The sequence below is a fragment of the Bradyrhizobium hipponense genome (assembly GCF_008123965.1).
Lineage (GTDB): Bacteria > Pseudomonadota > Alphaproteobacteria > Rhizobiales > Xanthobacteraceae > Bradyrhizobium > Bradyrhizobium hipponense.
Map to the genome: position 1 here is coordinate 39,584 of NZ_VSTH01000084.1, position 14,212 is coordinate 53,795.

Below are 14,212 nucleotides of genomic sequence, written 5' to 3' on the forward strand. Positions count from 1 at the left end.
TGTGGCTCCCCGACGTCGCGATGCGTCCGGATCACGCCAACGGCGGGACCGCAGGCGTGCGCCTACTCGTCCTTTGGCCGCGTGATCGCGATCGCGGCGTCCGTTTTCGTGCGCGTGCATTCCATGTTGAGGCGCTTGTACCGCATCGACACTTTGTCGCCGCGCAACAGGCCCATCCGCTTCAGGCAGCGCGTGGCGCCGGTCGTGGTGTCGCCCTTCGGCAGCGTGAAAATGATCGCGGCCGCGGACCCGGCCAGATCGTAGAACTGTGGCGCCGGCTTGCGATCGCCCTTGGCATAGAGTTCGTTGGCGTAAGTCTTCCCCTGCGCGCGGCAGCCGAGCGACAGCTCCTTCGCCGCCGGGTGAGTGAGATATATGATGTTGGCGGCCTTGAAGTTGATCTTCAGCTTGTCAATGCCGCTCGCGAGCTGCTTGGCGATATCGTCGCACTGGTCCGCGCGCGCAGGCGCGGCGAGGGTGACAAGCGCGGTGATGGCGGCGGTAAGCAGAAGCGCGCCGCGGACGTTCAGTTTCAAAATCATGATGAAATGCCCCTTAGGGGGCGCATTCAAGCGTCCGAGGGCGCGAAGCGCAAGGGTGGACAAGCCGTGCAGAATCGTGAACGTCCGGGATGACGTTCTTCTGCAACATCGCTAGGTCGTTGCGAGGCGGGCTGCCGTCTGCATGAGGATCTCGAAAATCTCATCCGGCGCAGCGTTGATGACGTCGTGGCCGCAGGCGAGGCTGTGAACGATCCAGGCCGGATCGTCGCGCAGGCGTTGATATTGGGCGGTGAAGGGCGTTGCGCTCCAGCCGCTGGCATAGACGAAGACGCGCGGCATAGGCGCGGGCGCGCGCGGCAGATGCACGGCTTGAAGGAAAGAGCCGAGCGGATGGGGCCGGCGTCGGGGATCGCCGCCCTCTGGCGGGAGTACGCTGAGGCCATCGTGACGGGCGCGGTCGATCGCCAGATTCCGGAAATGCTCGCCCGCAAGGTCCCACCAGGACTGACCGTGTTCGGGCACGAAGGCATCGAGGTAGACAAGCGCTGCGATGCGCTCGGGGGCCCTGTCGGCGACGCCGCTCGCGACCATTCCGCCATAGCTGTGGGAACACAGGATCACTTCAGAGAGATCCTTAAGTCTCAGAAGGTCCAGGACGTCGGCGATATGGGTGTCCAGGTTAATGGGGGCTGCGGATCGCTCATGCTCCGCATGCAGGCCGCTGAGGGCTACAGCGGCGGCCTCATGGCCTGACCGGTTCAGCCTGGCGACGAACTCGGCGAACGTCCAGCCGCCGCGCCAACCACCTGGAATCAATACGAAAGTCGCCATTGGGACGCTCCGCGGCCGCCATTCCGAGACATCTGTTGCGCTCGCACAAGATGGTGGTCTATCAGACCTTTCAATACCGCCTTTTCCTGGGATTTAACCCGCGAGCCATTCATGAACGCTCCCACCGCATTCCCCGATCCGTCAAAGCCCGTCCCGCCCTACAAGCACACCCCGCTGTTTCCGCTGGGCAAGGATGAGACGCCCTACAAGAAGATCACGGCCGAGGGCGTCCGGGTCGAGAAGGTCCTGGGCAAAGACATGCTGGTGGTGTCGCGCGAGGCGCTGCGGGCGCTATCGGAAGCCGCCTTCGGCGACATCAACCACTATCTGCGGCCCGGCCATTTGAAGCAGCTCCGCGCGATCCTGGAGGACGGCGAGGCCAGTCCGAACGACAAGTTCGTCGCGCTCGACTTTTTGAAGAACGCCAACATCGCCGCCGGCGGCGTACTGCCGATGTGCCAGGACACCGGCACCGCGATCATCATGGGCAAGAAGGGCTGCAACGTCATCACCGACGGTGACGATGAGGCGGCGCTGTCGGAAGGCGCGCGCGACGCTTACCTGCGCCGCAATCTGCGCTATTCGCAGGTCGCGCCGCTCTCGATGTACGAGGAGAAGAACACCGCCAACAACATGCCGGCGCAGTGCGAGATCTACGCCGAGGGCGGCTCTTCAGACGTAGACTCGGCCTACAAGTTCATGTTCATGGCGAAGGGCGGCGGCAGCGCCAACAAGAGCTTCCTGTTTCAGGCAACGCCCTCGGTGCTGACCAGGGACCGGCTGCTCGCTTTCCTGAAGGAGAAGATCCTGACGCTCGGCACCGCCGCGTGCCCGCCCTATCACCTTGCCATCGTGATCGGCGGCACCTCGGCCGAGCTCTGCATGAAGACGGTGAAGCTTGCATCCGCCCGCTATCTCGATGCGCTGCCGACCCACGGCTCGCCCGACGGCAACGCCTTCCGCGACGTCGAGATGGAGCAGGAAATCCACAAGATGACGCAGTCACTCGGCGTCGGCGCGCAGTTCGGCGGAAAGTATTTCTGCCACGACGTGCGGGTGATCCGCATGCCGCGCCACGGCGCCTCGCTGCCGATCGGGCTTGGCGTGTCCTGCTCGGCCGACCGTCAGGTGCTCGGCAAGATCACCAAGGACGGCGTCTATCTCGAAGAGCTCGAGCACAACCCGGCGCAATATTTGCCGGAAGTCGAGCAGTCGCTCGGCGGAGAGGTCGTCAAGATCGACCTCAACCAGCCGATGAAGGACATTCTGGCGACCTTCTCGCAATATCCGATCAAGACGCGGGTCTCGATGACCGGCACCATGATCGTGGCGCGCGATTCCGCGCATGCCAAGCTGCGCGAGCGGCTTGAGAAGGGCGAACCGCTGCCGGATTACTTCAAGAACCATCCGGTGTATTACGCCGGCCCCGCCAAGACGCCCGAGGGTTATGCCTCCGGTGCGTTCGGCCCGACCACCGCGGGACGCATGGATTCCTTCGTCGACCAGTTTCAGGCCGCAGGCGGCTCGATGGTGATGGTGGCGAAGGGCAACCGCGCGCCGGCCGTGCGCGAGGCCTGCAAGAAATATGGCGGCTTCTATCTCGGCTCGATCGGAGGGGCGGCGGCGAACCTCGCCGAGCACTGCATCAAGAAGGTCGAGGTGCTCGAATATCCCGAGCTCGGCATGGAAGCGATCTGGCGCATCGAGGTCGTCGATTTCCCCGCCTTCATCATCATCGACGACAAGGGCAACGACTTCTTCAAGGAATTGAATTTGGGCTGAGGAACGTCACTCTCCCAGGTTCGTCATGGCCGGGCTTGTCCCGGCCATCCACGGCCTTCCGAGATCGCGGAGAAGCGTGGATCACCGGGACAAGCCCGGTGATGACGCTGATTGCGCGGCGAGCCTGCACCCGTTTTTCGGAGCTCTCGCACCCACTCGCTAACTGCAATTCGTGACCTGGTTGGAGCAGAGCCCGCGCCACCAGCCGCGGACGCCGTCCTGGCTTTCGACGAGACCCCAAAAGCCGCTGCATGCAAGCAGCCGCTTCGGGCCGCCGTCAGTGTCGATAGGGCCGCCAAGCTCGCGCTGCGCCGGCATCCATCTGGCGTCGACGAAGGGGGCCTGGAACAGGCCGCCCATGCGCGTGCCGCCATTGGCGTAGGCCGCGCCAACCTTGTTGGCTGCGACCCAGCCTCGCCCCGCATAGGGCTTTGGCGCATTGCGCGGATACTTTGTCTCGTCCTCGTAGTCCTTGCCCGGCGGTTTGGCGCCTTCGATCAGGAACCAACCGTCCCTGAAACCGATGATGCGGAATTCGGTGAGCCAGCCGCCGTCGGGCGTGTTCTCGCTGCCGCCGAGCTTCAGCCGGTAGGGCGGCGGCAGTGTGCCGATCACGCGCGCCTTCACCGAGGGTTCGGCGCGCACGTTGAGGCCGTTCGGATCCTTGTCGATCGACCACGCGCCGAGATCGCAGGGCTCGGTGCCCCCGGGGAGCGTTGCGCTTTTCGCCGCGAGATCGGCGTGCAGCTTTGCGGAAGCAATGTCGTCGTCGTCGGGACCGGGTTCAGTGCGCGGCTTCAATTCAGCCGATACAGCGCGCTTCCCGTCCGGCGCAAGCGTGACCGTTAGCTCTTGGCGGACAGCGAATAGGCTCGCGGGCGACTTCGGGTCGTTCGACGTTGACGGATAGACGGCAAGATACCCGATCGAACCGTCGGTTCGATATGCTGCGCCTGCCACGTGGCCTGCCGGCACCAGGGCGAGCGCGCTCACGCGCCACGCCGGTTCGGTGTCGTCCGCACGCCCTGCCGCCGGCGCAGCGACACACAGGATCGTTGCCGCGATAAGGCGGAGAACGCGCATGGTCGCCGTGCTCTACGCGCGCGTGCCCGTAAACGGGAAGCTGCCCATCGGGCCGATGCCCATCTCGCCGCTCATGCTGTCGCCGGAGACCGTTCCGATGAACTCGAGCGTCAACGGCATCGGATTGGTGATCGAGACCTTCCAGTTGACGGCGTCGCCGCTGATGGTGCCGTCGAAAATCTCGGCGGAATTGCCGTCGGCGCCCTGCGTGCCCGTCAGCGTACCGGCGGAGCTCAACAGGGTCAGCGTCGCCTGGCGCTCGCCCATCGGGGTCGTCATGGTCAGATTCCAGTTGCCGTCCACGGCCATTCCCGCCTCCCAAGGTCATCCGGCGAAGCGCGACGATCCGCGGCCGGTCCAGCGCCGAGCCTATAACCCAACTCGGAGCCCCTGCCTAACACTGTGTCAGGCGCGGGCAGCGGCGCGCAGGCGGCTTGTGACGATGAGCCGCAGAACGACATATTGCACGGCAAAAGCCAGGATCTTGGCGCCGCCGGCGACCACGGAAATGTAGAACGCCCACAGTCTCAGGTCGCCGGTGGAGGCGACCGCGATCGTGCCGGCGCCGATCACGAACATCAGGCCCGACCAGGCATAGCCCGCAGTCGTCACATATTCCGGAACGGTCTCGGCGACGACCGGCGGCATGTAGCGCAGCATCCAGCCGCGCTTGAGCATGATGACGCCGATTGCGAAATGCGCGATCGCGGGCTTCGCCAGCATGAAGCGGGGATCGTTGGTGAGGAGCGTCATCGACCCCAGCACGATGACGAGCGCGAGGCTCGCATAGGTCATGAAGCTCAACTGGCTTCCTTTGACGCGGGCGTAGATCACCTGTGCGATTGCAGTGGCAATCGCCACCGAGGTTGCCAGGACCACATTGTCGGTGATGAGATAGATCGCCAGGAAGATGATGGCCGAAAGGAAGTCGGAGGCAAGGCGGGCAAACACGTCCTTCATCGTCGGTCCTTTTCGGGTCAGGCTTCGATCAGCCGTTGGGCAGCGCCGCGGCTGCGGCGATGTCCTTGATCCTGCGATACTCAGGATACCACTTCGTAAAATAAATTGCGCTGTTGCGGGCTGCAAATGCGATTGCGAGGCTCGACCAGATTGGGAGGCCGGGCACATAGAGCAGGACGACGTTGGCCGCCATCATCAACAGCGTGGCGGCGGTCCAGGCCGCGGTGATCGTATAGTTGGCGCGCAGGAAGCCCGGCATTCCCGCGGTCTCGGCGGGCACCTCTTCCAGCGCATATTGCAGCGTGAAGGGACGGCGGACCAGCATCGAGCCCAGCGAAATGAGGAAGATGCCGGCGTCGACTGACACCTTGACCGCAAGCTCGCTCAGCGCGGGGTGGGCAAAGGCGAGGTAGAGGCCGATACCGGCGAACAGCATCGCCGAGCCGGCGGCGAGAATCTTCACCGAGCGGCCGCGCATCACATCGACTGCGATGGTGGCGAGGCAGATCGCGGAGGCCGCGAACACGCTCACCGTCGCCGAGGTCACGAGCAGCAGGAAGGTGTAGACGCCGTAGGGGGCAAGGATCAGGAAAATCGTCATGGGCCGCCTCGGTGGGTCAATCTTTACGATGTAAAGATAACTAATTCAGTGACGAGGCACGGTCAAGTGAAATCTTTACAGTGTCAAAATTATGTAAGCTACCTGCAAAAGATGAACTGCTGCAAGGACTTGGTCTGATGCCTCTTCGGCGAATGTCGCCCAGGGCACGATCGACAGGATCGGCACCGCGCTGGCGATCAAGAGGCTGATCGAGAGCAGGATGCAGCCGCTTAAGGTGGCATGGCTGCTCCGCCGCAGCCGGATCATCCAGAGTGCGAGCGCGGCACAGGCCAGGGCAAGAACTGCGAAGCAGTCGGCGGTGATTGATGGCGCGTGCATGGAAGGCCTCTCTGGTGACACATCTACGCTGTCATTCCGGGGCACGCGTCAGCACGAGCTAAGATACTCAAGTGCGCATTTGAGAATCCGTCGGGCAGCGGTCCGCGAGGTGAAATGGATTCTCAGATGCGCAATTGCGCATCGTAGCTCGCGACTTCGTCGCGCCCCGGAATGACCGGGCAGTGTTATTGCGCTCCCACCCAATTGCCGTGAAAACCATCAGGCACGCGGTGGCCGAGCTGTACCAGCGCGACGGGGCCGACCTCGACATCTGTGGCGTTGAAGATGGCGAGGTCGCTGCGGTTCTCCCGCGCGCGCCAGACCACCGCGAGCAGCCAGCCGTCGCCCTCGGGCGCGTCTTTCGATCGCTCGACGAACACCGGCTCGGAGATGGTATCGCCGGCCGGCAGCAGATAGTGCCCGAGCCGCCTGCCGGCGCCGTCGACATGGACGATGCCGGACAGCGCGCCGAACATCGGCAGCCTCGGATTGGCGCAGGCGTACCAGCCGTGACGGCTCTTCAAGCCGGCGCGGCGATCGTCGATGCGCGGGAATTCGCCGGTGAGATCGTCCAGATAAGTCTGCTGGAAGCGGTCGGTATTCCCGGCGAGATCGAACGTCCAGCGGCAGTGGCGAGCGCGCGATTTTTCGGGATCGGTCGGTCGCCCATCGGGATGCGGAAACAGCGGCGCTTCCTCGAACTGCATGACGTCGGCGATGATGCGATCGCCGTCCTCCCACGCATTCATGACGTGGAAGACGTAACAGGCTTCAGCGCGGAACCAGACGATGTCTTTTGCCGTGCCCTTGCGCTTCATCACGCCGACATAAGCGCCCTTGTCCGGCTCCCAGGCATAGGGCGGCCGTCCGCTTATCGCACGCTCCATGCTGCCGGTGATCGGCAGGATCGGAAACAGGACGTGGTTTGCGGTGACGATGAAGTCGTGCACCATGCTGGCATAGGGCGCCTCGAAACGCTCGAAGCGTGTTGCCTTGCCCGACGCATCGATCGATCCATAGGAGAGGGCGGATGTCAGCGGCCCCGCCGCGTTGTAGCCGAAGAACACGAGCTCGCCGCTGACGGGATCGATCTTCGGATGCGCCGTGAAGCTGCCCGCAACGCGGCCCTGATAGTTGTGGTAGCCGCGCGTTGCTAGCGTGCCCGGCTCGATCTCGGTCGGCAGATGGGCCTCCTCGAGCGCCAAGAGCTTGCCGGCATGGAAGATGATGTTGGTATTGGCGACGCCGCTATCGCTGAGGTTTGCCGGCGCATCCGGCAGCTTGCGGCCGAAGCCGCTGAATAGAGCGCGGCCGGCATCGTGCTCGGCCAGCCATTTCGGCGTGCGGACCCAGCGATTGCGGTAGCTTGCGCGACCGTTATCGAGGTGGAAGGCGTGCAGCATGCCGTCGCCGACGAACCAGTGCGCGCCGGGAGAGTCGAACTGCGGATTGGGGCCGTTGCGATAGAGCGTGCCGTTCAGCTCGCGCGGCATTTCGCCGACGATCTTGAGGAAAAATGCATCCGCCTCGAACGGGATCGGAGCGAGGTTGTTGCGGCGCTCGGCGATGGCATCCTGCTGCACGGCGTCTCTCCCTATCTTTACATCGTAAAGATCAGATAGCGCCGATTACAACGTCGGTCAAGGGAAATCTTTACACTGTCAATATTGCGTCATATAGCTGGGGACATGACCAAGAGCGAGATCAAGAGCGAAACAGCGCACAGCCCGCGCAATCGGGGAACGACATCATCGAGCGCATCGGCACGCCCGGCGCGCCGCGCGGCGAGCGCGAAGACCGAGACGCCCTATCACCACGGTGCCCTGCGCGAGGCGCTGCTCCAGGCCGCCGAACGGGTGCTGGAGCGCGAGGGTCTCGCCGGTCTCACGCTGCGCGCGGTGGCGCGCGAGGCGGGGGTGTCGCATGCAGCGCCGACGCATCATTTCGGCGATCTGACCGGCCTCGTCAGCGAACTCGCGGCGATCGGCTTCCGCCAGTTCAACGCGGCGATGGTCTCGGCCTGCGACGCCGCCACCACGCCGCTCGAGCGCACGCTGGCGCGGCCGAAGGCCTATGTCGCCTATGCGCAGGCCCATCCCGGCATGTACGGCCTGATGTTCCGCACCGAGCGGCTCGACTATTCCAGGCCTTCGCTGCACGAGGCGTCCGAGGCCTCGTTCGCCGGTCTGGCCAACGCGATCGGCGCGATGCGGCAGGAGCAGATCAGCGGCGATGCACTGACGCTCGATCAGGGCGCGGCGATCGCGCGCGCCTGGTCGATGGTGCACGGCTTCACCACGCTGCTGCTCGATGGACGGCTCAAGGATATTTTGGAGCGGCTGCCCAAGGGGACAACGGCTGAACAGCTTCTCCAGGCGATGCTGACGTCGACGGTGGTGCCGAAGCTGCCAGGATGCTGACTGGATCGGCCCATGGCGCCAGGCGAACGCCTAACGCCTGGTCGCGAGTTCGACCGCGCGGCCGCTCGCGCCGATGATTTTCACCTCGTCCTTGCCACATCGAAAACCGCGGGCAGCCTCGTCCGCGGCCGTGCGCGCGAGCTCATTGGCGTTCGGATTGGCGACGGCATCGACATAGGCGACGTGGCAGACCGGTCCGGGCGGCAGCCGCGTGACGACGAGCATGGCCTTGGTGTTGGGCCGCCCCTGCTTGTCGAGGTCAGTCCCGTCGGCGATGTGCCAGCGCTGGATGATGGCGAACGGCTTTGCGCCGCTGGCGCGCCATTCGGCCGTGGTTTCAGACGAATTGAATGGGCCGAACCAGACCTTTGCTGCCGGTTCCTCGGCAGCGAGCTTGCGATTGCGGCCGACTGAGACGACTTCGCGAAGGTCGTCCTCGGCGATCAGCACGAGGAGGCCGTTCTTGCCCGGACACACGCGCGTGGTGCTGCCGTCGAGCTCGCCGGGCTTGCCGATCTGGCGGCAATCCTTCGGCGCGGTGGAGGTATAGCTGCTACCCAGCGATTGGGCGCCGGCGCGATCGAGGCCGGTGCCCATCAGCAACAGGGCCAGCCATAGGGAGGCAATACGGGTCATCATGAGGCCTCGATGCAGCGGAACTCCGTCCATCTGACGCGTTCACTGTGGGCAAGGTTCAAACAAGCCCGGGAGACACCTGACAGGGAGGCGGAATCGTTCTAGAACGGCGGCTTCGCTTGGGCTTCATCGAGCCTTGTTCGCGTCCTCTATTTTACTGATCATGCCAACCACCTCGTCGAACAAACCTTACCGCGTCGGCCGCTCCAAGACCGGACTCGGCCTCTTCGCCACCAAACCGATCAAGAAGGGGACCCGGATCGTCCGCTATTTCGGGCCGATCCTGGATTCGCGCATCCCCGAGCAGGATGACATCGAGAACAAGTACCTGTTCGAGCTCAATGGCCGCTGGACCATCGACGGCTCGGTGCGCAAGAACCTCGCCCGCTATATCAACCATTCCTGCCGGCCCAACGCCGAATCCGACGTCCGTCCACGCGAGCGCAAGGTCTATATCCGCGCCATCAAGAACATCGAGCCGGGCGATGAGATCAACTACGATTACGGCACCGACTATTTCAAAGCCTATCTGAAGCCGATCGGCTGCAAATGCGAGTCTTGCGAGAAGAAGCGCAAGAAGCTGCGCGCCGAAGCCCGGGCCGAGCGGGCCAAGGTCAAGGCGCGCGCAGAGCGCAAAGCCGAGAAGGCCACTGGCAAGGCTCCAGCCGCGAAAAAGAAGAAGCTGAACGGCAAGCACTTCGGCGGCAAGGTCGGGCGCTCGCGGGCGTAGGCTCAACCTCGCGGTCATGCCCCGCCTTGTGCGCAATTGCGCACTGGGGCGGGGCATCTCCAGTACGTCGCGGCTTTTCTACTTAAAAATGACTATCTCTGGAATGCTGCGTCGCCCGGTCAAACCGGGCGACGACTGCTAGCGGTTTGCCTGTCAGGCCAGGTGTCACGCCATTGCGGCGTTCTCGCTCTTCCGCAATCCCACATATTGCAGCTCGGCGAACACACCCGTCGCGATCGCCTGCGCCACCACCATGAGCTCGCCGGAAAGGTTCGGCGACACCGCGCCCGAGAACAGCAGTGCGATGCTTCCGATCGTCCAGGCGACGTTGCCGATCACGACCAGCAGCACGAGCGGCTTCGGCGCCGCTGCGCGCGAGGCGAGCCAGCCGACCAGCGCAGCGTAGGCGATCAGGAACAGGCCGGTCTCGCTCAGCAGCGCTTCAGGCAGGTTGAAGAGCGCCGCAAACGCGCTCGCACCGAAAGTGAAGCCAAGGGCGGCGACGCCGCTGAAGATGGCGTCGGCGAGCAGCGCGCGGCGCAGGAAGATGGATGCGTTAATCATCATGGTCTCCTCTCACGGTTTGGGGGGCTTGGGGTGAAACTCAGTGCTGTCCGCGCCACCAGGCGCGGACGAGAGCGGCGAGGCGGAAGGGACAGAGGCTCTTGCAGACGCCATGTTCGAAGGCGAAGACCTGCGCGACGACATAGTCGCCGGTCGAATGCAGCAGCGGCTCGGGCATGTTGAGCTCGCGCGCCAGCATTCGGGTTGCGAACGTCGTGGCCCAGGGCACGATGTGGTCTGCAAGGGTCCGGTAGAGCAACAGCGCGATCATGGTCACCTCCTGTTGCTCCCGAAGATGCGCTGGCCGGGGGCCCAATTCGATTACCTCGGGGGTAAAGAAAGGCGCCTGTTCAAGACAGTTCTAAGAGGGCCTTACGGCAGGGAACGACGGTACCGGCCATGGCTGGGGCGAGTGCGCGCTTGGGATAGGCGTGCAAACCTGTCCCCTGCTAGGCGCGCCGCTGCACAATCCATTCTGAGCCTAGGAATCGAGGCGAGGGGAAAGGGAAAGTCGCTGGAGTGAGCCGCCGGAGATGGCCGCTGTCCAGTTCGAGAACAACGGCAGAGGATGATGAGGCAAGCACAGTGCCGTATATGATCGTGGCATCCCCCAAAAGGATAGGCAAATCGGTGCCTACTGGCGGAAGGCCTCGCGACCTGGTGTTGCTCGTCAACCAGACCGAGGCGCCAGTTTGAAGGGTCCAGTCGAGAGTGTACGCCGCCCAATTCAATTTCAAACGCCGCGGTTAATTGCCGGCCGTTCGTACGAAGTTTGGATCTCCTAAATCTGATGGATGTCAAAATCGACTCGGTGACAAATTGTCGCCCGCGAGCTGCGCGTCTTCTCGTCAGCCGAGACTATCGCCTCATCTCGAAGGGATACCTTCCGACCATCAATTGACTTCGAGTCCCCACGGCGATCCGCGGGGCACGAACACGAACATCATCTTTATCGCAACAGCACACCCATCGCGAAATGAGCACCTGTGGAATCGCGATCTCAATAGGCATCCTGGCTCGAAAGCACAATCGCGGTACGCATTAGAATGCGAAGATCCAGCCAGATGCTCCAATTGGTCACATACCAGACGTCGTATTCGACGCGCTTCTTCATCAAGTCGATGGTTGGAGTCTCACCGCGGAAGCCGTTGACCTGGGCCCAGCCGGTCAGGCCAGGCTTCACGTGGTGGCGATAGGCGTAGTTGCTGATCATCTGATTGTAGTAGTTGTCGTGCGCAAGCGCGTGCGGGCGCGGGCCAACCAACGACATTTCTCCGCGCAGGACATTCCAGAGCTGAGGCAATTCGTCGATGCTCGTCTTGCGCAAGAGACGACCGATCCTGGTAACTCTCGCATCCCGCTTGCTTGCCTGTCTAATCTCAGGGCCATTATCCGAAACCGTCATGCTGCGAAATTTCCAGATATCGAACAGCCCGCCGTTGATCCCGCGGCGTGTTTGACGAAAAATGACGCTGCCCGGCGAGTCAAGCTTGATCAGAATCGCTGTTATGATCAGCAGCGGGGCCATGCACAACAGCCCTAGAGAGGCCAAGCTGACATCGAGGCCGCGCTTCAGGGCACGTTCGGCGATTGAAGGAGGGGCGCGCTGGAGTTCGATCGCCATCGTGCCGCTTATGGGCACGAAAGGCCGTGACACGAGGTCCGCGATCGCGAAATCGGGCAGCAAGCGAATGGCATTTGGTACCTGGCGCAACCGTTGGCTCAGCTTTTGTAATGTTGGAAGTTCGTTCCAGTTGAAAGCGAGGAGAAATTCATCTGCTTCCGCAGCACGAGACTCTCGAACGATCTGGAGAACATCCCGGTCCCACGCTGCATCGTCGTGCTGCGGCGTCAAATTCAGCACGACGTGATGCACGACCTCAAAACCGTTCTTGCGCAAATCCTTGAAGCGGCTGGAGGTGAAATCGAGGGGGCTTTGGCTGAGCAACACGACCCGCCGCTTGAAGGAGTGGCCCCTGGCAAAGGATGAGGTCAAGACGAGGCGCCAGACCGCACGGTGTGCGCCCAGACTAATGAGGCCCATTGCCGCGAACAAAATGATGGTGGCGCGGGACAGAGCGGTCGTCGATTTCAACAGGAAAGCAGCGACCGCAAGAATTGTCAGTGACAAGATCCAAACAAGCAGGACTTGGCGCGATTGCCATCTCGCATTTAGCAGATTGTGGCGGTCGTAGCCGCCTTGACCGAAAGCAATCGTGACAAATAGCATGGCCACGATCAAGCCAGCGCCCACTGAAAGTTCATGGTCGGCCGGAATTCCCATGAGCTCACGATGAGCGAGGGAAGCGCAGACATAGCTGAGCAGAACCAGCAGGAAATCGCCCGCCATGATGACGATTTGAAACGGTCTTTGCAGCGAAGGGCTACGACCGGTGACTGCAGAAGATAAATGCTTGGAACCGTATGTGGCTGAGGACATCGAGAGCCTCTTTCGAAAAGACTGGCCGCAGCAATTCATTACCTTTAACGATATCGTCCCTCGCGCCCGTAGATCAGCGGAAGGATATTGCTCCACGCGCACCATGAACTTGACGAATCTCAACCGCGAGATCCGGCGCTTCATGATGAGAGAGGAAGGTTCGTGAGCGCAGAGATATGTCATGAGGACGCGACGTCGACGACCGTCCCTAGATCCGTATTCAGTGCGGATTAATTCGCAAGCTCACCGATGCCGGGTGATTCACGCAAGCCGTTATCGAGGTGCCAGGACGCGCAGGCACGGCGATGGGGAATTTGGGGCGCGCCGCATGCTCGCGGGTCGTGTCGGAGGTGGCGACTCGGTCAACGGTGGAGGGGGGTCCGCAGTAAATTGCGAGGTGCTCCCGGAAAAGAAATAGAGGGTAGACCAATCTGCTGACAGTTCGACCCAGTTGCTGTTGCCAGCCCCTCGATTGTTAACGCCACTATGCGGCGAATCCGGGGCTCGCCACCAGTCGGCTCCAATGTTGGCGACAACCTTCATGTTCGGATCCGACGTTCTCATGTCCATCTGCACGTACACTGCATCCACGCTTCCGGCAGCGAAGCTGCCTCGTCTCACCATCCACATCAGGTCGTTGCGGCCAGGCGGAGGACTGCCGACAAGGGTGCCTCCATCGGCTTGCACCTCGATCTTCATTTGGATGGCCAAATTCTTGGGAGCCATAGCGTCAAAATGGGCTCCAACGATCTCGTTTTCATTCTGGTCTTGCACGAGGGCCCATTCCTTTGTGGCGCGGAGGCGTACATACGTCTTTCCATTTGCCACGAGGATCTTTCCGTCCGAATTGGCGGGTTGGGTCGCCCCAAATTCTGGAAAGACCGAAGCTAGTCCTGTGACGGCCGTGAAGTCCGAAGGGGGGCCACCGTCATCAGGTCTGGAGGTGCCGTTGCACCATGATGACGTCTTGGGAGCGCCGGCGGGAAATGCCTCGCTGTAACCGGGAGTATTTTGCTCGATGACGTTCAACGAGAGCCCGGCCGCGACGGCTCCGCTTGACGAAACGGCGCCTTCTGGAGTGGCGACAAAAAGCGCGGCCAATCCGATTGGCAAGAGCCAAGTCTGGAGTTGCCGTAGGGTGCGAACCGCACATCTAGGTGTTGTAAGCTGCAAGTGCAGAGGGGAAAAATGGTGAGCGTCAGACATAGGTACCGACCCATAACCAGTTAAGCTTCTCCGCCTATACCTTAAGCGTCGAATACTTGGTTGACTTGACGAACATCAATTGACTGAACGATTGGAACGTATCCCTCCGTTGAGGGC

General features: G+C 62.4%; 15 protein-coding genes. 3 read left to right on the top strand and 12 right to left on the bottom strand.

The window, feature by feature from the left end:
• Nucleotides 1-62 precede the first annotated feature (62 nt).
• Nucleotides 63-542, bottom strand: a complete 480-nt coding sequence (locus FXV83_RS24800; protein ID WP_148742112.1) for a hypothetical protein — start codon at nt 540-542, stop codon at nt 63-65.
• Between the two features lie 111 nt (nt 543-653).
• Nucleotides 654-1,334: an alpha/beta hydrolase gene (locus FXV83_RS24805; protein WP_148742114.1), complete on the bottom strand. Its 681-nt coding sequence runs from the start codon at nt 1,332-1,334 to the stop codon at nt 654-656.
• A gap of 111 nt (nt 1,335-1,445) precedes the next feature.
• On the opposite strand from FXV83_RS24805, the gene FXV83_RS24810 reads away from it, so the two are divergent.
• Nucleotides 1,446-3,116, top strand: a complete 1,671-nt coding sequence (locus FXV83_RS24810) for a fumarate hydratase (protein ID WP_148742116.1) — start codon at nt 1,446-1,448, stop codon at nt 3,114-3,116.
• A 159-nt stretch (nt 3,117-3,275) separates the two neighbouring features.
• On the opposite strand, the gene FXV83_RS24815 is transcribed toward FXV83_RS24810, so the two are convergent.
• The 6 genes from FXV83_RS24815 to FXV83_RS24840 form a co-directional block, all read right to left on the bottom strand.
• Nucleotides 3,276-4,199 carry an SH3 domain-containing protein gene (locus tag FXV83_RS24815; RefSeq protein WP_148742118.1) on the bottom strand — a complete coding sequence of 308 codons (924 nt, stop codon included), beginning with the start codon at nt 4,197-4,199 and terminating at the stop codon, nt 3,276-3,278.
• 12 nt (nt 4,200-4,211) lie between these two features.
• Entirely contained in the window at nt 4,212-4,508 is a 297-nt protein-coding gene (locus FXV83_RS24820; protein WP_148742120.1) for a hypothetical protein, read from the bottom strand.
• A 96-nt stretch (nt 4,509-4,604) separates the two neighbouring features.
• Complete coding sequence (locus tag FXV83_RS24825) at nt 4,605-5,159, bottom strand: inner membrane-spanning protein YciB (RefSeq protein WP_148742122.1); 555 nt, start codon at nt 5,157-5,159, stop codon at nt 4,605-4,607.
• A 28-nt stretch (nt 5,160-5,187) separates the two neighbouring features.
• A complete protein-coding gene (locus FXV83_RS24830) occupies nt 5,188-5,760 on the bottom strand; it encodes a hypothetical protein (protein WP_148742123.1) in 573 nt (190 codons plus the stop codon).
• Nucleotides 5,761-5,835: 75 nt separating this feature from the next.
• Complete coding sequence (locus FXV83_RS24835) at nt 5,836-6,099, bottom strand: hypothetical protein (RefSeq protein ID WP_148742125.1); 264 nt, start codon at nt 6,097-6,099, stop codon at nt 5,836-5,838.
• Nucleotides 6,100-6,284: 185 nt separating this feature from the next.
• The gene (locus tag FXV83_RS24840) at nt 6,285-7,682 is read right to left on the bottom strand and encodes a carotenoid oxygenase family protein (RefSeq protein WP_148742127.1); all 1,398 of its coding nucleotides are present in this window, start codon (nt 7,680-7,682) and stop codon (nt 6,285-6,287) included.
• 105 nt (nt 7,683-7,787) lie between these two features.
• Here FXV83_RS24840 and FXV83_RS24845 point away from each other — a divergent pair, with 105 nt between their 5' ends.
• A complete protein-coding gene (locus tag FXV83_RS24845; protein WP_148742129.1) occupies nt 7,788-8,519 on the top strand; it encodes a TetR/AcrR family transcriptional regulator in 732 nt (243 codons plus the stop codon).
• A 30-nt stretch (nt 8,520-8,549) separates the two neighbouring features.
• Here FXV83_RS24845 and FXV83_RS24850 read toward each other — a convergent pair whose 3' ends face one another.
• Nucleotides 8,550-9,155, bottom strand: a complete 606-nt coding sequence (locus FXV83_RS24850; RefSeq protein WP_187436135.1) for a hypothetical protein — start codon at nt 9,153-9,155, stop codon at nt 8,550-8,552.
• A gap of 163 nt (nt 9,156-9,318) precedes the next feature.
• Between FXV83_RS24850 and FXV83_RS24855 the strand changes: the two genes are divergently transcribed.
• Nucleotides 9,319-9,885: an SET domain-containing protein gene (locus tag FXV83_RS24855; protein WP_148742131.1), complete on the top strand. Its 567-nt coding sequence runs from the start codon at nt 9,319-9,321 to the stop codon at nt 9,883-9,885.
• 165 nt (nt 9,886-10,050) lie between these two features.
• Here the strand turns inward: FXV83_RS24855 and FXV83_RS24860 are convergent, their stop codons facing one another.
• From FXV83_RS24860 to FXV83_RS24870, 3 genes are all read right to left on the bottom strand, one after another.
• The gene (locus FXV83_RS24860; protein ID WP_148742133.1) at nt 10,051-10,449 is read right to left on the bottom strand and encodes a hypothetical protein; all 399 of its coding nucleotides are present in this window, start codon (nt 10,447-10,449) and stop codon (nt 10,051-10,053) included.
• Between the two features lie 40 nt (nt 10,450-10,489).
• Entirely contained in the window at nt 10,490-10,720 is a 231-nt protein-coding gene (locus FXV83_RS24865) for a hypothetical protein (RefSeq protein WP_187436133.1), read from the bottom strand.
• Nucleotides 10,721-11,449: 729 nt separating this feature from the next.
• Nucleotides 11,450-12,889 (bottom strand): undecaprenyl-phosphate glucose phosphotransferase, encoded by a 1,440-nt coding sequence (locus tag FXV83_RS24870; protein ID WP_148742137.1) that lies wholly within the window; start codon nt 12,887-12,889, stop codon nt 11,450-11,452.
• Nucleotides 12,890-14,212 lie beyond the last annotated feature (1,323 nt).

Coding starts and splice junctions, on each gene's coding strand:
- FXV83_RS24850 (WP_187436135.1), bottom strand. CDS start 9,155: ATGACCCGTATTGCCTCCCTATGGCTGGCCCTGTTGCTGATGGGCACC.
- FXV83_RS24865 (WP_187436133.1), bottom strand. CDS start 10,720: ATGATCGCGCTGTTGCTCTACCGGACCCTTGCAGACCACATCGTGCCC.
- FXV83_RS24805 (WP_148742114.1), bottom strand. CDS start 1,334: ATGGCGACTTTCGTATTGATTCCAGGTGGTTGGCGCGGCGGCTGGACG.
- FXV83_RS24870 (WP_148742137.1), bottom strand. CDS start 12,889: ATGTCCTCAGCCACATACGGTTCCAAGCATTTATCTTCTGCAGTCACC.
- FXV83_RS24825 (WP_148742122.1), bottom strand. CDS start 5,159: ATGAAGGACGTGTTTGCCCGCCTTGCCTCCGACTTCCTTTCGGCCATC.
- FXV83_RS24835 (WP_148742125.1), bottom strand. CDS start 6,099: ATGCACGCGCCATCAATCACCGCCGACTGCTTCGCAGTTCTTGCCCTG.
- FXV83_RS24855 (WP_148742131.1), top strand. CDS start 9,319: ATGCCAACCACCTCGTCGAACAAACCTTACCGCGTCGGCCGCTCCAAG.
- FXV83_RS24845 (WP_148742129.1), top strand. CDS start 7,788: ATGACCAAGAGCGAGATCAAGAGCGAAACAGCGCACAGCCCGCGCAAT.
- FXV83_RS24830 (WP_148742123.1), bottom strand. CDS start 5,760: ATGACGATTTTCCTGATCCTTGCCCCCTACGGCGTCTACACCTTCCTG.
- FXV83_RS24815 (WP_148742118.1), bottom strand. CDS start 4,199: ATGCGCGTTCTCCGCCTTATCGCGGCAACGATCCTGTGTGTCGCTGCG.
- FXV83_RS24800 (WP_148742112.1), bottom strand. CDS start 542: ATGATTTTGAAACTGAACGTCCGCGGCGCGCTTCTGCTTACCGCCGCC.
- FXV83_RS24810 (WP_148742116.1), top strand. CDS start 1,446: ATGAACGCTCCCACCGCATTCCCCGATCCGTCAAAGCCCGTCCCGCCC.
- FXV83_RS24820 (WP_148742120.1), bottom strand. CDS start 4,508: ATGGCCGTGGACGGCAACTGGAATCTGACCATGACGACCCCGATGGGC.
- FXV83_RS24860 (WP_148742133.1), bottom strand. CDS start 10,449: ATGATTAACGCATCCATCTTCCTGCGCCGCGCGCTGCTCGCCGACGCC.